Source organism: Fibrobacter sp. UWB5, from assembly GCF_002210295.1.
Classification (GTDB): Bacteria; Fibrobacterota; Fibrobacteria; order Fibrobacterales; family Fibrobacteraceae; genus Fibrobacter.
Genome location: NZ_MWQH01000004.1, coordinates 1 through 19,020, shown reverse-complemented (window position 1 = coordinate 19,020; position 19,020 = coordinate 1). Strand labels below are relative to the sequence as shown.

Annotated in this window: 15 protein-coding genes; 6 read left to right on the top strand and 9 right to left on the bottom strand. The window is 51.6% G+C overall.

Features of this window, described 5'->3' with window-relative positions; translation table 11 throughout:
* Positions 1-23: 23 nt before the first annotated feature.
* A complete protein-coding gene (locus tag B7989_RS07435; RefSeq protein ID WP_233144297.1) occupies positions 24-1,226 on the bottom strand; it encodes a carboxypeptidase-like regulatory domain-containing protein in 1,203 nt (400 codons plus the stop codon).
* Complete coding sequence (locus tag B7989_RS07430) at positions 1,226-2,035, bottom strand: TIGR02147 family protein (protein WP_255406413.1); 810 nt, start codon at positions 2,033-2,035, stop codon at positions 1,226-1,228. Before B7989_RS07430 ends, B7989_RS07435 begins: the two co-directional genes overlap by 1 nt.
* A 326-nt stretch (positions 2,036-2,361) precedes the next feature.
* Between B7989_RS07430 and B7989_RS07425 the strand changes: the two genes are divergently transcribed.
* A complete protein-coding gene (locus tag B7989_RS07425) occupies positions 2,362-4,707 on the top strand; it encodes an Ig-like domain-containing protein (RefSeq protein WP_088627909.1) in 2,346 nt (781 codons plus the stop codon).
* A gap of 102 nt (positions 4,708-4,809) precedes the next feature.
* Here the strand turns inward: B7989_RS07425 and B7989_RS07420 are convergent, their stop codons facing one another.
* From B7989_RS07420 to B7989_RS07410, 3 genes are all read right to left on the bottom strand, one after another.
* Positions 4,810-6,270, bottom strand: coding sequence for a hypothetical protein (locus B7989_RS07420; RefSeq protein WP_088627908.1), 1,461 nt, complete (start codon positions 6,268-6,270; stop codon positions 4,810-4,812).
* A gap of 47 nt (positions 6,271-6,317) precedes the next feature.
* Positions 6,318-7,418, bottom strand: coding sequence for a protein kinase (locus tag B7989_RS07415; protein ID WP_088627907.1), 1,101 nt, complete (start codon positions 7,416-7,418; stop codon positions 6,318-6,320).
* A gap of 75 nt (positions 7,419-7,493) precedes the next feature.
* Positions 7,494-8,291 carry a TIGR00730 family Rossman fold protein gene (locus tag B7989_RS07410; protein WP_088627906.1) on the bottom strand — a complete coding sequence of 266 codons (798 nt, stop codon included), beginning with the start codon at positions 8,289-8,291 and terminating at the stop codon, positions 7,494-7,496.
* A 127-nt stretch (positions 8,292-8,418) separates the two neighbouring features.
* Here B7989_RS07410 and B7989_RS07405 point away from each other — a divergent pair, with 127 nt between their 5' ends.
* Positions 8,419-8,631, top strand: a complete 213-nt coding sequence (locus B7989_RS07405; protein ID WP_072801369.1) for a hypothetical protein — start codon at positions 8,419-8,421, stop codon at positions 8,629-8,631.
* A 193-nt stretch (positions 8,632-8,824) separates the two neighbouring features.
* Here the strand turns inward: B7989_RS07405 and B7989_RS07400 are convergent, their stop codons facing one another.
* Together B7989_RS07400 and B7989_RS07395 are read right to left on the bottom strand one after the other, a co-directional pair.
* Positions 8,825-9,520, bottom strand: a complete 696-nt coding sequence (locus tag B7989_RS07400; protein WP_088627905.1) for an outer membrane beta-barrel protein — start codon at positions 9,518-9,520, stop codon at positions 8,825-8,827.
* An 86-nt stretch (positions 9,521-9,606) separates the two neighbouring features.
* Positions 9,607-12,180 carry a TIGR03960 family B12-binding radical SAM protein gene (locus B7989_RS07395; protein ID WP_088627904.1) on the bottom strand — a complete coding sequence of 858 codons (2,574 nt, stop codon included), beginning with the start codon at positions 12,178-12,180 and terminating at the stop codon, positions 9,607-9,609.
* Positions 12,181-12,368: 188 nt separating this feature from the next.
* Between B7989_RS07395 and B7989_RS07390 the strand changes: the two genes are divergently transcribed.
* From B7989_RS07390 to truA, 3 genes are all read left to right on the top strand, one after another.
* Positions 12,369-13,730: a GGDEF domain-containing protein gene (locus tag B7989_RS07390; protein WP_088627903.1), complete on the top strand. Its 1,362-nt coding sequence runs from the start codon at positions 12,369-12,371 to the stop codon at positions 13,728-13,730.
* 299 nt (positions 13,731-14,029) lie between these two features.
* The gene (locus B7989_RS07385; protein WP_088627902.1) at positions 14,030-14,992 is read left to right on the top strand and encodes a hypothetical protein; all 963 of its coding nucleotides are present in this window, start codon (positions 14,030-14,032) and stop codon (positions 14,990-14,992) included.
* The gene (gene truA, locus B7989_RS07380) at positions 14,992-15,744 is read left to right on the top strand and encodes a tRNA pseudouridine(38-40) synthase TruA (protein ID WP_088627901.1); all 753 of its coding nucleotides are present in this window, start codon (positions 14,992-14,994) and stop codon (positions 15,742-15,744) included. The genes B7989_RS07385 and truA overlap by 1 nt, the downstream gene beginning before the upstream one ends.
* On the opposite strand, the gene B7989_RS07375 is transcribed toward truA, so the two are convergent.
* Positions 15,741-16,469, bottom strand: a complete 729-nt coding sequence (locus tag B7989_RS07375; protein WP_088627900.1) for a pyridoxine 5'-phosphate synthase — start codon at positions 16,467-16,469, stop codon at positions 15,741-15,743. The genes truA and B7989_RS07375 overlap by 4 nt on opposite strands.
* Positions 16,470-16,482: 13 nt before the next feature.
* A complete protein-coding gene (locus B7989_RS07370) occupies positions 16,483-17,592 on the bottom strand; it encodes a divergent polysaccharide deacetylase family protein (RefSeq protein WP_088627899.1) in 1,110 nt (369 codons plus the stop codon).
* A 30-nt stretch (positions 17,593-17,622) separates the two neighbouring features.
* On the opposite strand from B7989_RS07370, the gene miaA reads away from it, so the two are divergent.
* Positions 17,623-18,510, top strand: a complete 888-nt coding sequence (gene miaA, locus B7989_RS07365; RefSeq protein WP_088627898.1) for a tRNA (adenosine(37)-N6)-dimethylallyltransferase MiaA — start codon at positions 17,623-17,625, stop codon at positions 18,508-18,510.
* The last annotated feature ends 510 nt before the right edge of the window (positions 18,511-19,020 follow it).

Below are 19,020 nucleotides of genomic sequence, written 5' to 3'. Positions count from 1 at the left end.
GCACACTCCTATATGTGAAAATTCTAGAATCGCATTCCGAGGCTTGGCCACATGCTCGGCGAAATGCCGTCAAAGCGAATGTTATCCAAGAAAATCTCTGCGTCTTCGGTCACCAAGATGTTGATGGTGTTGACGGCGATAAGTTCCGTGTCGAAATCGTCGGCGGTAAAAGTGAAATGTTCCCATTCGTCGCCGAGCGTCACGAAGGCGGTCTGGTGGAAGTCTCGCTTGCCGTCGTTGCCGCGCTTGGTGATTTGCAACGAAATCTTTCCGCTGCCCTTGGCGTCGAACGAAATGGCGGTGGCGCTTCGCAAGTCGTAGAACGCGAACATGTCGTCTTCGTCAAAATCGTCGCCGATAGAGAACCCTGCGACGCCGTAATGGCCTTTAGTTTCCTGATCGATATTGAAAATCAGGTGCAGGCTGCTTCCGCTCTTGGCGCTGTCGCCGGTAACGAGAATCTTGTCGCTATCGATGCCTTCGGCGACGCGGCTGTTCCCGCCTTGCAGGGAGTCGGTGCAAATAAACCACCAACCTTGTCCAAAACTCTTGCCGATAAAGGTCTGCCTGTGTTTCCAATTTTCAAAGTCTTCGACAACGGTGAAAATGCTGTCGGCGATGTTGATGTGATTTGTCGTGGCGCCATCGCTTAGGCCGGTTTCCATTTGGTAAGAGAATTTGCCGAAATACCCTTCGACGAAGGCGTAGTGCACGCCTGCAGGCAAACCGCTGAATTCAAAGTATCCTTGTACATCCGTGGTGACGGTTTGGTCTAGAATGCTTACGGTTGCGTTTTCGACGGCGGTACCGTTATTGGTGATGATGCCTTTCAGGCTTTCGCTTTGGGCGATGGCGAGATTCTGCTCCGGACTGCGTTCGAAGTCGACCCAGCGCATAATGGAAAGCGAATCGCCGGAGCGCATTTCGAGCAGCTGGACGGGGGCCTTCTTTTCGCTCAAGGCGGCGGAGTTAATCTTGAGAATGCCGTTGTCGTCAAGGGAGTCTTCGTAGGCGACAAGCATGGAATCCTCGTTTAAAATCCATACACGGGCGACGGCGTTTTTGAGGGGCATTCCGTGATTGGTGGCTGTAACGATGCCGGCAATTTCGGTTTCGCCGGCGTTGCTGCCTGTGCCGTTTGTGGCGGAATTTTCACTTGTGCTGCAGGCGGTGAATGCGATGCCGAGGCTGGCTGCGAAAAGCGAAAGGGCGAGAATAACCTTCATTATTTGCCCTCCTTCACCTTGGCGCGATTCACGAGCTGGAATCCGACATGACAGACGCGGTCGGGGTTCTTTTCTTCGCGGGACATGGCCAAAATCTTTTCGCGAAGCTTGGCGATTTCTTCGCGAACCTTTTCGAAACTTTCCTTGGAAAGGCTGCAGGTTACGCTGGTGATGCTGCGGTCATCGCTTGAAAACAGGTCGTAAACTTCGCTATTGACTTCGAGGTTCTTTAAATGGTATTTGCGCAGAATGGTAGAGCGCACGCGGGGCGGCGTCGAGATGGTGGGTTGCTCGACATGGTAGGTTCCGTCATCGTTCAAAGAAACGAATCCGGCTTCCTTTAGGTACTTGATTCCGCTTTGCACTTGCGGGGCGCGAAGCGCGGGCGTGAACATCCGGCCGATTTTCTCGGCGGGGGTGTTTGCGGGGAGGAGCGGCAACAAGTCGCGCAAGACGGGGTAGTACCACTTCGAAAAGAACTTGAGGGCGGAATCCTGGAGTTCGTATTCCTGATTTTTTGCGCGTACGGCGAGGAGTTTCTTGAGCAGGTTTTCGCGTTCGTCCACGTTCTTTTCGTTGCCGAAGCGGACTAGCGTCAGAAAGTATTCGGATTCTTCATCGGAAAGCCCCCAGGCTTTGGCGAGAGTCTTTGCGTTTGCGGTAGAAAGCGGGCGGGATCCGTCCAGAATGCGGTTGAAAAAGGCGGAACCCGAGACTCCGGCGCTTTCTTGAATGGAACGGATGGACTGCCCTCTGGATTGCAATGCCTCCATAACGGCCCGGATATAATCCCGGTAATCAAAGTACATAAATACACTAATTGTGGAAACATTGTTCATGTTGCTAAAGTTAGATAAATATTTGCGAATGTAAAGTAAAATTTTATTATTATGGTGTATAAAATACATTAAAAATGGAAACATGTCGGCGTTTTTTGGCCGTAGTCTACGGACAACCCTAAATTTCAAAAAAACTACCCAGCACTCCGATAGGAGTGTATTTTTTTTGCGTAAAAGGAGCTTTTACAATCGTTGTCAATGAACAAACACATATTAATGGGCTTGGTGGATAACGTTTTGAAAACAAAAGTGCCAAAATTAGATTATAAAAGGCAATATTACAAAAAGAGGAAAAAATGGGAGTAAAAAAGGATGTTGGGTTGGCTTTAGCGGGCTTTGTCTCGCTTTTTGGAATTTCTGCGGTGCATGCCGCTGTCCCTGCGACAGAAGTGGTTCAACTCCCTTCTGAAGCGGCTTACGGTGGTGGTGACAAAGTTGGTTCGCAGTTGGTTGCCGCGACTTATAACGCAGGCGAAGGTCCGGGTATCTGGATTGTGGCCGATGGCGGCTACAGACTTTACCACAATGGCGCTCTCCTTGCACAGGACAACCAGGCGGGCCGCGTGCGCTTTGTGCCGATGACGTTCCTTCCCGGTGAAAATGCAATTTCGGTCGTGGGCGTGAACGGTAAAGGTGCCCCCGGCGTCATGGTGCAGATTGACGACCTGGACAAGTCTTACTATTCCGGCAGTGGTTGGAAATCAAAGCCTGCAGTGAGCAACAACTCGTGGAAAAACAAGGGCCGCGACCTTAGCCAGTGGGGCGGTGCGACAACCCTTAACTACGCAAGCAACAAGCTCCCGAGCGGGGCGGCGCTTTCCGGCTTTGCTGCAAACACGCAGGCCAAGTGGATTTGGACTTCTGCCGAAACGGATCCGACTGCCGTGCTCCTTTTCACATTCAACGTGAAGGCCGAAGGTTTCGGTGCTTCTACGACGGGCGGCGATGCAGGAAACATCGTCATCGCGAGCGATTCGGCAACCATCCGCAAGTACTTGCAGAGTAATGACGCCGTGACGATTCTTGTGCCCGAAGGTACTTACGATTTTAGGCAAATGCGCAATGCGGTGACCGAGGCGAATAAGCAAGGGCGTACTTGGTGCCGCACGACTTGTGGCGAGACGAACCGCGTGACAGGCAAGACGAACAAGTTCTACCGCATCGCCTTCGAGAAAAATAGCTGCGCGAGCCTCGGTGAATCCGGACTCGAAATCGTGAAGGAATCGGACAATCTGCAGGCGTGGAGCAACTGGATTACCACCAAGCCCAACAAGAGTCTTGTGGGCATGGGTCGCGGTGCGAACCTGCGTGGAGCCTCCATTGTGGTGCGCAGTAACGAGGGCTCTTACAACCACGTCTACCGCAACCTCGCCATTTACGACGTGAACCCGCACTTGATCGAAGGTGGCGATGGCCTCGAAACAGTAGGTACAGCCTCGAAGCATGTGAAGGGCTTTTGGGCCGATCACATCAGTTACAAGTGGATCAGTGACGGCATGGACATGGAATTCGTGGACGATGCCACCATCAGTTACCTGGATTTTGACGGCGCAAACGATTTCAACTGCTGGGGAACTGACCCCTACATGGCACTCGTCGAAGATGCCCATCTGACATACGCGAATAACTACTGGCACAATACTTATGGCCGCGTGCCGAAGGTGACGGGCGAAAGCAATGGTTCTCAGGTGCATTTGTACAACCAGTATGTGGACTACAACCGCTTCTTTGTGGCGGGTGCAAATGGCCATAGTGCAAACGCGAAGGCCTACGTACGCTACGAGAATAGCTATATCGATAACGGCCAGGGTTACCTCGCCGAATGGGGCGACAACGGCTACGTTTACTTTAGCGGAGTCACGTTCGGGAGCGGAACCAAACAGCAGCACCGCTACAACGGTACGGTGACGCAGGGCGTTCCGCAGGCAGAAACATTCAACCCGAGCTACAGTTTTGAAAAGCGCACCGTTGCAAATCTCCCGAAAGAAATCCCGAGCCTTGTGGGCGTGGGTGGCCGCTACGGCAAGATGCCCGAATACAACCAGGGCTTTGGCCAGAGCAACAAGGCGGCAAGCGTTTCTATGACAGCGCCTTCTGCAGGGGCCAAGTTCGATGCCGGCAAGGCTGTCACCTTGAAGGCTGATGCGAAGGACAACGACGGCTCTGTCAAGAAGGTTGATTTTTATGTCGGAACGACTTTAGTCGGCTCTGCGATGGCATCGCCTTACCAGGTGAATGCGGAAGGCCTTGCTGCGGGCACGCATTCCGCCGTCGCTGTCGTGACGGATAACTCCGGGCTCACCTGGATGTCGGAATACGTAACCTTTACGGTCGAGGGAACGGTTGAACCTGAATCGTCTTCGTCCGAAGTCGCAGAATCGTCGTCGAGTGTAGAATCTTCGTCGAGCGTGGAACCTGAATCCAGTTCTTCCGAAGTCGTAGAATCCAGCAGCGGGACTACCGCAATTGCCCAGCGCATGAATCTTGCCCCCGAAGCAGAAACGGCCTTCTATCGCATCTTCGACTTGCAAGGCCGCCCGCTATTCTCGGGCATTCAGAAGCCTGCCAAGATGCCTGCCGCGCATGTGATGGTGGTGGAATATACAAAGAGCGGCGCCATCAAGCACCGCTATATACAATAATATACGAACAACGAAAAGAGAGAACTCCAAAAGGATTAGTAAGTCGTTGTTCGTCCTTCGCTCCGACAATAGGCTTCCTGCCTATTGCCTTCGCTCGGCGAATTACTTTTGGATGTTGTCCAGGATTCTTTGCGCTTGCTTGGCAAGAATGTCGGTCGAATTCATCTCGATCACTTTCTGCAAGCGCTTGATTCCATCTTCCAGCTCGATCTTATTCGTGACGCAAGTCTCGCCCAAAGTATAGAGGGCGCGTCTTGCGAAATTCTTGTCTTTCTCGAGCGAAAGGCCTTTCTTCAAAAGCATGATTGCGGCTTCAGGCGCATTCTTTGCCTTGGCGATTTCGCCCCATTCAAGCCACTGGTTGCTTGAAATTTCAATATAGAGCTTGTTCATGCTGTCTGCCAGAGAAAGCACCGTAGCCTTGTCGATGGGGTGTTCCTGCAAGAGCTGTACCATCGATTGTGTGAGCAGGCTGAAAGCTTGTTCGGGGCGGCCGCCCTTGGCGTTTTCGATGCCCGACTGGATCATGGCTCGAGTCTTGTTCTTCATTTCGGCCATGGGATTGCGTCGCTCAATACGGCGGGCTCGTTCCTGCAAGGCTTCTTGTTTGAGTTCGAAACGGGTTTTGCGGCGGGTTTCAATCTTTAGGCCGGCAAAGGCGCCTGCACCGAATGCGATGGGCGAAAGTACGGTGACGGCGCCGAAAATATTCGGATTGATAAACCAGTTGACGGCCATGTCGAGCAGGAGTCCCGTAAAGCAAACGGCCGAAAGCGTTTGCGAGGTCAATTCCTTGCGCGGGGCGAATGCAGTGGCGCCAAGCAGGAATGCAATTGTCAGGCTCATGCCCATGTAGCGTTCGCCGCTGTAATGGTCGAAGAAACTCGTGCCGGTCATGACGCTCACTAGGACACCGCCCAAGAGGGCCCAGCCGATAATGCAACCCCACAGAATAAACCATTGCCAACGCTTTTCCAGGCGAACAAGCGTAAACATGAAGAGTACGGCGAACAGGATGTAGCTCCAGGCGCTCGGGAACAGAATCCAGCTGGTGAGCAGTCGGTCGTACTGTTCCTTCTTGGGGACGAACGCCATGTTGTAACGCGGGAATTTGTCGGTGTAGTTGTCGATCCATTCGGCAAGTTCGCGCCTAAAGTCCGCTTCGCCCGGGTAGCGGTTGTGCTTGGCGATGAATTCTTCTTTGCCGCCACGGATTTCCCACCATTCGCGGAAATCCTTCTTCATGAATTCGACACGGTCTTCGACAATGTACGAAGGCTTTAGCGCAAAAGCCCTGTTGCGGAATTGCTCAAATTCTTCTTGTCTGATTTTTTCGGTCGGTTCGATTCCGACGACTTTGAACTGGTTCGCGCCCTCTTCTTCCCACCACTTGTCAAAGGATCTTTCGATTCCCTTTTCGTAGCGGCTTTGCTTGATTTGCGGCATGATTCCGGTAACGGCGTTAAAAATGCCGATGCCTATAATTGCCAAAACCACCAAGTAATGGATTGGCTTAATTTTCTTCAAAAGAGCAGTAATATTCGAGATAGAGGACTTATTCATATCCTGAATATATACTAATGAACTTGAAAATGAAAATTTTATTTTTCTTAAAAGCGGTTGTATTCGCGCAGCTGATTCCACAAGAAGTCGGTGTTCACGTCGCGGTAACCTTGGGCGTTTACGCGTTCGCGCAACTTGTGGGCAATATCAAACAAGTTCGGGCAACTCTGCATGCGTTCAAAGCTGTCGAAAATGGTGAGGTTGTCAATCCACTGCGTCAGTTCCGGGAATCTCGGGTCGCTAAAGCGGTTCTCGCGGCCGGTCTTCAGGTATTCCAGGTAACGGTCGGTAATGCGGTAGCCGTCTTCGATAAAGATGTCCATCGAATGCGGGAACAGCTTTTCGCCGGTCAGGTATTCGTGCACGATAATGCCGAAGCTAAAGTAGTCCACCGAGGCCGATAGGTTTTCGCCCATGATTGCCTGTTCGGGAGCGCTGTAGCAAGGCGTCATCTGGCCGCCGTATTCGGTAATGGTGTCGCGCATTTTTGCCTGGGCGTAACCGAAGTCGCACACGAGAATCTTGTGGTTGTTCTTGTGTTGCGGATTCTGGCACAAAAGCAGGTTCTTGGGCTTCAGATCTTTATGCACCACTTGGTAGTAATGCAACTGGCTGATCGTGTTGGCCAAGTAGGCGAGTTGGGCGACTCGATGCAGGATTTCGTCGTCACTTAGTTCTTTCTTGAATAACCTGTCCAGAGAGCAACCCTTAATAAACTCCATCTTGAGGTAAGGGTGTCTGCCGGCAATGCCGCCGCCCATGCTCTGCACCACGCCTTCGATATTGGTAGCGTGTATCAGGTTGTTGATGCGGATTTCGTCCTGGAAGGCGCTCAAGAGGCTGTTCAGGCGGTGAAGCCTGTTCTTGCCGGGGCTTGCCCAGAACTTGCAAATCTTGACGACGATTTCTTGCTCCACATAGCGGCTGGGGTCGTTCGGGTGTTCCAGCCAGTACTGGGCGCGATAAAGGTTGTTGGTGCCTTCGAGCGTCAGGGGCTCGACGAGCTGGATGTGCTGCATGGCACCGTTGTGCATGTATTCGGGATTCTGGTCGAACCACCGCTGGTATTCTTCCATGGTGTAGTTCGGGCGGAGAGCCAAGTTTCTAGATACGCGATCTAATGTTTCTGCCAGAATGTTTCGAATCATGCCCCAAATTTAGCTAATCCCAAAAACAAAACAAGGTGCCGCCGAGCGACACCTTGCAATAAAAGTTATTTGAGATTAATCCATAGTCTTTTCGAGAGCCGATGTAATGACATTGTAAGCATCTTCTACGGTATCGCAGAAATGGAACAGCTTGAGGTCATCCTTGTCGATCATGCCTGTTTCGGCGATGTAGTTCCAGTTGATGACCTTGTTCCAGTACTTGCTGCCGTAAATCACGACGGGCATCCTGTCGCCGTATTTCTTTGTCTGGATCAGTGTCAAGATTTCGAACATTTCGTCGAGTGTGCCGAAACCGCCCGGGAATACCACGAGGGCTCTAGCCATCTTCATGAACCAGTACTTACGGATAAAGAAATAACGGAACTGCAGGTTCAGATCGTCATCGATATAGGGGTTCGGGTGCTGTTCGAAGGGCAGCTTGATGTTCAGGCCGACCGAAGAGGTGCCCACATCGTTTGCACCGCGGTTACCCGCTTCCATAATGCCCGGACCGCCACCGGTCATCACCGCAAAACCATGGTCGTGTTGCTTGTTTGCCCAACGACCGAGTTTCGCGCCCAGTTCGCGCGCGGCGTCGTAGTATTCGGCGACAGCTTCCAGTCGTTTGAGTCGGGCGAGTTCGGCCTTGTTCTTGCAACTCTTTTGGCGTTTCTTGAGTTCGGCCATGGGGAGCGTGCGTGCAGAACCGAAGAACACGATGGTGTTCTTGATGCCTTCTTGTGCAAAAATCTGGTATGGACCCATGAATTCGGAAAGAATTCTGATCGGGCGCCCGACATCGCTATCAATAAATTCCAGATTATGGTAAATCATTTTGCCGGGGGTCAGTTTGATTGCCTTTTTCGTTGCCATGGTAAACTCCTTGGTTGGGTATGCCCAACCGCTATATTATATCCCTAAAATACACTCAAAAAGGCAAAAAGCAACAAAAAAACGCTTTTTTTCTGCTTGCAAACAAAAAAAACTTTATATTTAAGACATGCTAGTAAAAATTTGGACCGACAGCTTTATCATCACGGGCGAAATCGATACGCTCCGCGACGAACGTCTCACGGACTACATCCGTGAAAACAAGGACTTTATTGCCGTCACGCAGGTGCGTGTGAGCGACAAGAGCGAAAAGGATTTGTTCCGTACGCACTTCTTGAACGTGAGCACCAGCCACATCGAAATTATCTTACCTGCGGAATAAGATCGTTGTTCATAATAATTAAAAAGGCCGTCTGAGTGGACGGTCTAAATTTTTTTGTTTATGAAATCACCTTCTAGTCAATGCGACAGAACCGAGCGGTCTTTGTGAGTAACAAACGCCTCGTATTAACGAGGCGTGGTTACGAGAGCGAGGCGATATCACATTCTTGTTGATGCGATAGAGCCGAGCGGTCTTATAGGAAGAACCAGGTGGCGTAAACGCCGGCCTTCAAACCGAAGCTCAGGTTAGACATTTCGGTTTCGGAGCTGGTGTTTGCGGCGATTGCCGTGGTCTTTGTCGTAGAGGACGTGTACACGAATCCGAGACCAGCCTTTCCGGAAAGTTCGAAATTCTTGACGAGTTCTGCATGGACACCGAACATCAGGTTGATGTTCAGGTTGCTCGAAGAAAGGGTGGACTTGTTCATCCCGTCGTTAGACAAAAGCTGTTCGCCGTTGCTGATGTAGGCAATTTCGGCGCCCACGGAAGTCGGAAGTACCGGAGTGTCGAGGTTGTAGTCGATTCCGGCACCGATACCGAATGCGGTGTAATCGTCACCCATATCCACTTCAACGCCGCCTGCTTCATAGGTGGATTCACCATGGTGGTTCAATAGCAAGATACCGGTAGCTGTCAAGGAAGCGTTGATCTTGTACTTGATATGAATTTGCTGGTAGCTGTCGGTAAGGCCCATGCCGAGGCCCAGGAAAGCATCGCCAGAGGATTGTTTCTTTTCTGTTTTTGCAACTGGAGCGTCATCTTCTTCGATCGCCGGGGCTTCTTCGCGAGCCGGGGCGTCTTCTTCTTCGTACTCGTCTTCGTCGTCCTGTGCATAGCTGTAAGAGCACAAGGCGAGTGCCGTCACGGCAGCAAGAAACATTTTTTTCATATACTACTCCTTAAATAGGTGTTTCAAAAATCCACTAGGAATACTAATAAAAAATGTCCAAAAGTGTTATAACTTTTGCTAAAGTTTTACCATTCCATCGCTATTTTCTTGATAAGGAAGCGCCTTGACGCCTCATCAAGCTTCTTGGGGTCAAAATTGACGCCCATCAGGGCTGCGTAAATATTGAACGGGCTTGCGGTGGTGCCCATGTTGTTGCACTTGATTTTAAGGACGATGGCGCCGCCTGCAATTTGAATTCCAAGGATGTGTTCGTTCAAGTTGATTTCTTGGCCGCGGTGGTTGAGTACCACGGGAAGCGTCTTGCTTTCGAACTTTTCCATGATGCCTTCGGGAATCGTGTCGGGCGTAAACGAATAGATCATCGCTGTCGGCATGTGCTTAGAAAGCTTTTCCTTGAGCGGCTCGATGTTCACGATTTCCATGCCGCGCGGGAACGGTCTCGAAAGTTCGGCCATGATCTTCGGCAAGTTTTCCTTGGAAATGTCAAGTGGTTGCAACAAGTCTACGCTGATGACTTCGCAGTAAGTTTCTAGACCGAGCGGGAGTGCGCCCATGTTCGAAATGCGGGGCTTCGGGCTGAAACCTTCGCTGAACTTGATGGGGATTCCTGCGCAAAGGAACGTGCGCTCGAAAAAGCTGAGCATGTTCTGGTGCGGCAGGAATCGGCTGAGACCTGTCTTCTTGAAAGTAATCTTGTAGCTGTGGCAACTCTTTTGCGTGGGGCGGCGTTCGGCGACAAGTTTTTTGATTTCTTCGGGTGTGCGGCTCGGTGCCTTATGGCGCACCGGGTCGTTTGCGAGCTTGATTTCGGCACCGAAGCCCGGAATGCCGCATTTCTGGCAGTCGCCCCATTTGCAGTTGGGCACCGGTGCGGAGTCTTCCTTGAAGGCTTTTTCCCATTCGCCGCGCAGGTACTGTTTGCTGGTGCCTGCGTGAATAAAATCCCACGGGAATACTTCGTCCTTTTCGCGCATGCGGTACACCCAGCTGGTGTCGTAGCCACATTCTTCCCAGACCTGCTGCCATTTTTCAAAATCAAAACGGTAGGAGTCGCTTTCGAAGATGATTCCCTTCTTGTAGGCGGCGTAAATTACGGGACCGAGTCTGCGGTCGCCGCGGCTGTAAATGGCTTCGAGGAAGCTGGTTTCCCAACCGGCCCAGTTCACCTTCACGTTCGGGTGTCTAAAGAATCTTTCGCGCACGTAGCGGATATGTTTGAGGGCGGTTTCCTTGTCCATGAACGGAGCCCATTGCAGCCCAGTAAAGGACTTCGGAATCAGAATGCCCATGCTCACGGCGATTTGGCATCCGCGCAGGTACTTGCGGCCGATTTTCACGAGGTTCTCGATCAGGTTGCAGAACGCTTCCATGTCCTGCTCGTTTTCGGTCGGAAAACCGATCATTGTGTACAACTTAATCTTGTTGAAGCCGCTGCTGAAGGCGTGCTCGGCGGCGTTGTACATATCCTGGTCGCTGATGGTCTTGTTGATCATCTTGCGGATGCGTTCGGAACCGGTTTCGGGAGCGAAGGTCGCACTGCGGCCACCCTTGAGGGCAGAAATCTTTTGGGCGAGCGTTTCGCCGAAGGCGTTCACGCGGATACTCGGAAGGCTCACATCCACGGTGTCGAAGAACGGGTCGTCAATGATGGAGTCGGTCAGGCCTTCCACCGGCTTGTAGTCGGCGGTGGAGAGCGAAAGGAGTCCGAGTTCGCGTTCGCCCGTGGCCTTGATGCCGGCCTTCGCGATGTCCAAAACGTCATCGGGGTCGAGCTCGCGGCAAGGTCTGTACCAAATGCCGGCTTGGCAGAAACGGCAACCTTGGGCGCAACCGCGCATGACTTCAACGCTGAATCGGTTATGCACCAACTGCATGTTGGCAATCAGGTTCTTGATGGGGTAGTTCTTCGGGTCCATCACTGGAATGAACTGCCTGCGAACACCATTCGTGTTCTGGTAGCTGCCCTTGGCGGGTTCTGCCGGAACGATGTCGCCGAATTCATTGATGACGGTGGGGCGCAGACTCGGAACGTACACACCGTCGATTTTAGACAAATTCTCTAGAATCTGGGCGCGGGGGAGTTTGGCCTTGCGGCCTTCGCCTACGCAGCGCAGGAACTTAATAATCATGTCTTCGCCGTCACCGATCATGAAGGCGTCAAAAAAGTCTACGACCGGCTCGGGGTTTGCCATGGCGGGGCCGCCTGCGACCAAAATCGGATCTTCTTCGCGGCGGTCTTTCTGCCACACGGGAATGCGCGCGATATCGAGCACGTAAGGCACGTTCGTAAAGTTGAGCTCCGTCTGGAGCGTCATGCCGACCACTTCGAAATCACGCACCGGCGTGTAGCTTGCGTAGCTGTACAGCGGAATGTCGTACTTTTCCATTTCCTTCGCCATGTCGTCCCACGGGGCAAAGGAAACTTCGCACAGCAAGTCCGGTTCGCGGTTGATCACATGGTACAGAATACGGATTCCGTTGTTGCTCATGCCGATTTCGTACTTGTCGGGGAACACGAATGCCATGCGGCAAAGCATCTGGCTGTGGTCCTTCACGACGCTGTTCGCTTCGCCACCCATATAGCGGGCGGGGGATTCGACGGCGGGGAGGGCAAGAGCAATTTTTTCGAGAATGGTCATGTTTGCAAATTTAGCTAAATGCGAAAGCCCTCCTGTTTTACACGGAGTTACAAATGCTTAGTATTAATAGAGGGTGTTTTGGGGCTTGTTCCTCCTTTTTTCTGTTAATAAACTTGCAGTTCCCGTTTTTTTGAGGTTATTTATGTGTCGTGTGTCTATAAATTCACTTTTTAACTACATTTAAGAGCATGAGCATGCTAACATATTTCTTCTGGCTGGTTACGTTTGTCGCGGGTGTCGTCGTCGCATTCTTTGTGCCCGAAACGACGGTTCCCGTTGGTGGCAAGTTCGTCTTTATCGGGGCTTGGGGCGCTGTCCTTGGCCTGGTACTCTACAACGTGTGCAAGCGAAAGCTCGATATTGCCGAAGAGGACTTCAACGAAGCTCTCTATTCCATCAAGGACTCTAAGCTGTCCATGACGTCTGGCCTTTCGGCGCAGGATCCCGATCCTCTGGCCTCGTCGCCGGAACCCGAAGACATGCCTCTCCCGACGGGGGCTATCTCTTCGAAGGAAGCTCTCGCTAAAAAGGTGGATGAAATTTGCGTGAAGTTCCCTCTTGAGGCTTGGAAAAAGTATGCTCGCTGCCTCTTGAAGGATCGTCCGGTTCCCGAAGTTATCAAGGCTCTCCAGGATTTGCTCCCGCAGCTGTTCCCGAATGCTTCTGGTATTCTGTATATGTATGCCGGAACTCAGACCGATTTGCACAAGGTGCTTTCTTTCGGTGAAACGGTCATTAGCGACGACGTGATTCGCCCGGTCGAATGCGCCAGCTTCGATGCCGGCGATATCGTTATTACGGACTATTCGAACCCGAGCGTGAACGGCGGTTGCACGCACTTGCACCTCCACCCGCACGGAATTTCGTTCTGCGCCCCGATTGAAGGCGTCGAAGAACATTTCGGTATTTTCTCTCTGCAGACCGATGCCCTGCCTGACAACGAAACTATGGATGACTGGCATGCCAAGGTGAGCGCGGTTTCTGCAACGTTTGGCCTTTATATTGCGACCCAGAACCTGAATGCCCGCTACAAGCAGCATAGCATTCGCGACGGCCTTACGGGCCTGTTCAACCGTCGCTATATGGAAGAATCCCTGATTCGCGAAGTTTCTGCGGCTACTCGCCATCGCTCCCCGATCGGGCTTGTCATGATTTATCCGGATTCCGTGTCCCAGATCCAGGAACAGCGTGGCCGTCATGCGGTAGAACAGCTCCTGTGGGAGCTGGGCCAGCGCCTGCCGGGCTATGTCCGCAACGAAGATATCCCTTGCCGCTACGAAGGCGACGTGTTCTGCGTGATTCTGCCGGGTGCAGACCTCAAGATTACGCGTGCCCGCGCCGAACGGATCCGCAACGAGATTTCCCAGCTCAAGATTGCCTATGGCGAAAGCGTCCTCGAAACGACTCTCAGTATGGGTGTGGCCGTTATGCCGGCCCATGCAGGCGACGCCCGCGGACTCCTGCAGGCTGCAGGCGAATCAATGCAGATGGCTGTCCAGTCTGGCGGTAATCGCGTGATTCTTGCCGAGGCCCTGCCTCCCAAAAAATAAACGGTTAGACGTCTTTTTTTTTGTTAATTTGTCTGCAAGACGGTTCCGCCTTGCAGGCTTTTTATTTATGGGGCAAATCGCCCAAGAGTAGGCCGGAAATAAAAAAACTCAGCTAACTTGCGCTAGCTGAGCTTTTTGGGGGTTAGGAGGAGAACAAAGAGTTCTTGAGTAGAAAGATAGAAAATGAGCGGGGTAAAAGGGGTGTCTGGCCTTATCTTTGTTGAAAAGCGTTGAGGTTTTTTCAACGTTCTCAACGGGGACCATTGGGCGTATTTTCTTTTTTTTACTATTTTTAGGCTATGAAAAAATTTTTAGCTCCCATCGTGCTGCTTGTCCTGGCATCCGCTTTGGCTGTGTACCTCTTGATGGATTTCTCTGGTTCGGGAAGTTCCTTTGATGCCGAAGCTTATCTGGCTGCACGCTCTAAAATTGATTCGCTTGAACTTGAACTCTGGAATGCAAAGTCTGATCCTGACCTTCAGGTAAATATCCGCTTGCAGCTGGACTCTGCATGGGAAGAATTGTCCTCGATGCGTTTTGCTCCGGTGTCTGCCTCTTCGGATGGCGCCGCTGTTGAAGAAAAATCCCACGCCTCTGACATTGTCAAATGGATTTTGGGTGGCATTCTTGCCATTGCCGTTTGCGTTGTCATCTTGATCTTTGTCTTGAGAAAGCGTCAAGAAATTATTACGCGTCGTATGGAGGCCACCAAGGCCGAACGATTTAAGGAACCGAAGGCGTCTCTTGACGATGCGACGATTCCGCCGCGCCCGCGCCGTGAAAAGCGTTCCATTATTGCCGACGCCGAGGCGTATGCTGCCAGAAAGCGTGAAACGCTTGCACAAGAGGCGGCAGCAAAGCAGGAGGCCAAGCCCGAAGAAGAACCGAAGGTTGAATTCGAAGACGAAAACGGCGTTCCTGAAAACAAGATTTTGACGGGCGTTCCCGACAACAAGCCGACTCTCAGACCCACGGCCAAGGAACGTATCACTTCTGCTATGCAGAATCTGTCTGACGTATTGCGTGCCCCTCGCGGCCTTTCTCGTGAACGCACCATGAAGTTGCGCGCCCAGAGCCGCAACCTCACGGGTGACCCGAACCTCAAAAGCCCGCTCGAAATTACGCGCTTCGATCGTGAATCCAACGAAAAGACGAAGATTCTCCAGATGTCCCGCCGCGGATTCCCCGCCTCGGCTATCGCCTCTAGCCTGAAGATTTCTCAGGAAAAGGTGGAAGCGGTCATCAAGGAAGCCATGGGCTAATGCGTTATCGTTTCCGCTGCGAATACCTGGGGTCGGCCTTTTACGGCTGGCAGGCCCAGAACGAAGGCGGAAAAACCAAGTTCGTTACAGTACAGTCCGCGCTAGAACAGGCTTTTAGCGTCGCTCTTCGTACGCCAGTGCGCATTACGGGTTCTGGCCGTACCGATACGGGCGTGCATGCCCGCGGACAGTGCGTGCATTTTGATTTCGACGGTGAAATCGATTGCGCGAAAATCGTCCGCTCGATCAACGGGCTTACCCAGAGGCTCATCCGCATTCGTGACCTCGAACCTTGTGCGCCGGATTTCCATTCGCGATACGACGCCTTGTGCCGGTATTACCAGTATACGATTTTTACCCGTCCGGTCGCCTTGTTACGTGACTTCGGCTGGGAGTGCGGTTCCTTGAATCTCGATCTTGATGCCATGGAGCAAGAGGCCAAGTCCTTCCTGGGACATCATGACTTTATTGACTTCTGCATTCCCCGAAACGACGGCAAACCGACGGACTGCATTCTCACGGAATTCCGCCTGGAACGCCTGAATGACTGGAGTTGCATGTTCCATATCAAGGGTAACCGGTTCCTGCATCGTCAGGTGAGGGCCATGGTTGGCACGCTATTCGATGTCGGTCGTGGCAAGCTTCCGCTGGGGACCGTACAAACTATTTTCGAAAAAAAATTTAAGGGCGAACGCACATGGGCGCCGCCCCAGGGGCTTGTACTTCAGAATGTGGAGTATAAGGACTATTAGCCCTTAATCGCATCGATCATGTCGCGAATGGCGCGGTCGATGCCAATCATTACAGCCTTGCTCACAATACTATGGCCGACGATGATTTCGTCGATGCCTTCAATGGCGGCAATAGCGCCGACGTTTCTGTAGTTGAGTCCGCGGCCGGCCTTGACCTTGAGGCCGTATTTGCGGGCGAGAACCGTCATGTCTTCGAGAGCGGAAATTTCGCGTTCCACTTCTTCGTTGCTTCCGAGTGTGCAACTGGTGGCGTATTTGCCTGTGTTGAATTCAACGAAATCAGCACCAATTTTCTTGGCCGCCTTGACTTGTTCGGTTTCGGCGTCAATGAACACGCCTACGGAAATGTCGTTGTTCTTGAGCGTCATGACCGGTTTCACGAGGTCGTTTGCCTTGGCAGCGACGTTCAGGCCGTCTTCGGTGGAAAGTTCCGTGTGGGTTTCGGGGACAAGAGTCACCATGTCGGGCTGGTTGTTGATTGCCACCTGGAGCATTTCTTGCGTGGGGCTCATTTCCAAGTTCATCTTGGTCGTTACCGTGCGGCGCAAAAGCTGTACGTCGCGATCCTGGATATGCTGCTTGTCTTCGCGCAAATGCATGGTGATGCCTGCAGCGCCTGCGATTTCTGCAAGTACTGCCGCTGCAATCGGATCCGGTTCGCAAATCTTGCGGGCTTCGCGGATGGTGGCGATATGATCAACGTTAAATCCAAGTTTTACGGTCATACAAGGCTCCTTGTCATTTCTTCATAAAAGTAGATAAATTTATTAGAGTGGTACCCTGGGCTTTCGCTTTTGCCGGCAAATCGTTCAATTTTTCGATAGAGCTCATGCTCAAGGGAAGAATCATCACGGCGAGGCCGTTGCGCTTTGCTTCCCTGATTTTTGCCTTGGAATAGTCGTCAAGCGAGCTGTTTTCCGGGTTGTAGGCCGTAGCGGTCTTGCATCTCATCCCGATTTCTTTGCAAGTCTGCATCACGATGGAACGCTTGTTCGCCGAAATATCCAAAAACCAAAGGCCTCGGTCCTTGGCGGGTGTCAAAATGGCCTGCAAAAGTTGCTTGTGTTCTACGGCCTGCTCGCCATAACGCGAGACAATGCCCCTTGCTTCCGGGAACTTGGCATGTGCATCTCCAATCACGGTCTCGATTTGTTCTTCAGTGTGGTGGATGCGCAAGGGTCTTAATTTGTTGTGAGCCTTGTTCAGTTTGGTCGATTCAAGCGTGAGCCAAAGGGTTTCGCTCTTGTTGTTTATGTTGTCTAAATTCGCGTAGTCAGTTTCGCTTAAACCGAATGGCGGAATCAACAAGTCATACGGGTAGTCCAATTTCTTGAGTGCGACAATCAGTTCGGGCGTCAGGTTCGTCACCTGGAATGCGACGGCGAGTAGCGATGCTCCCGGCTTGAATTCGTTGCGGGAGACTTGAAGTTCCAGTTTGAGAGTGTCGCCCTTGTCGTTCAAAAGGTCGACTTTTGCCGCCTGGAAAATAGAGGGGTCCAAGTTGTAAAGCTCTTCCATGTAAAGAATCTTGCCGCCATTCTTTTCGGCAAAGCGCTTTACCTGCAGCAAATACATGATGACCGTTTCGCCGCCACCCATTGTCCAAATGTGGCGTTTTTTACGCTTGGAGTAGCTGACCTGCAGCGGCGACAGGGCCGAGTCCATTTTTTCTTCGAACGGACGGGTGTCCTTTTCTACGGTTTGTTCTGCCGTAGATTCCTTTTGGCCAAGTAGCCCTTGCACCTTTGTCTTGTATAGTTCGGGGAGTTTCGGAAGTAAGAAAACGAACCCTCCGATTAAAATCACTAAAACAATAATTATGGCAAGAATGTGCTTCATTTTTCCCATGGTAGGTGCTAATATAACTAAATTGCCGGTATGCCTATTGTGTTTGCCTTGGTCGGAGCGACCGGAATCGGAAAATCGGAATTGTCCCTGCGACTTGCGGAATCGTTTAATGCCGAAATCATTGGCGTCGATTCCAGGCAGGTGTACAAAGGATTTTCCATAGGCACGGCGCAGCCGGATACGGCAAGCCTTAAGCGCGTCAAGCATCACTTGGTCAATTTTTTGCCTCCTACCGAAACTTTTTCGGCGGGGGAGTTCTGTCGCCAGGTTAAACACTTGCTGGCCGAAAACCCCGACAAGAAATACATCTTGGTCGGTGGTACAGGACTTTACGTACAAAGTCTTCTTCTCGGTTTGCCCAATATTCCTGCCGTTCCCCCGAGCGTCCGTAAAAAATTCGAGGATATGGCCGCTTGCGAGGGTTCTGCTAGTTTGTACAAAATGGCTTGCGAGGTGGATCCTGAATCGGCCGCGAATGTGGATCCGAATAATGCGCAACGTCTTGTGCGTATCCTTGAGGTTTTTGAGGCGACGGGGCGCCCTTTATCGGGTTATCAGAAGGAACGTGAAGGCGGAATTGGGGCGGTGCCTGTTTTTTGGTTGCAGCGCGAAAGGGACGTTTTGTACAAACGAATTGATGCCCGCGTCGATCAGATGATTAAGGAAGGCTGGGTCGAAGAAGTTCAGGAACTTTCTCAAACGGTGCCGCTTACGGCTCCGGCGTGGCAAAGCCTGGGCTATCGCGAACTCTTGCAGGCGAAAAGTGCCTCCGAAATGGCGGGTGTTATCGAAGAAGTCAAGAAAAAGACCCGCAATTACGCCAAAAGGCAACTTACATGGTTCCGTGGCCAGATGAATTGCTCTTCTATAGATATGAATGAGGATCCTTTTAAGGCGATTATGGACCTTTTGCAGTGAATTTGGGCGATTTTCGGCAAAAAGATTCTTGAGGCTCTTAAAAAAGTTGTGAATAGTTTGTGAATTCTCGGGGAACTCCCTGCGCAAGAGCCGTGTTATTCCCGTTTTTTGCGAAAATAAGAAAAAAATGCGCTTTTTTCTGCAAAAACACCCTTGCAAATGTTCCTGAAAATTCTATAATTGGCGTCGTTCCTGAGAGGGACGGCCGAAAACGAAACGCTAAACGCGAAGAACCAAGTAAGCCGCGATCAAGGGACAGCAACCCGAGAGGTTGCTGAGTAGATTGAAGGAATCGGAGATGTGCTTAGTGACGGGTCCAAGAGATTTCTTGGAATAGTCAATTAATCAGAAGGCGAGAGTCGCGGCCAAGCTTGCTTGGACATGACCGAGCCAAAGATTAAAGGATAACTTTAGTTATCAATAATACGAACGTGATTAACGGGACCAAGACTTTAAAAAATTAATGAAGAGTTTGATCCTGGCTCAGAACGAACGCTGGTGGCGTGTCTT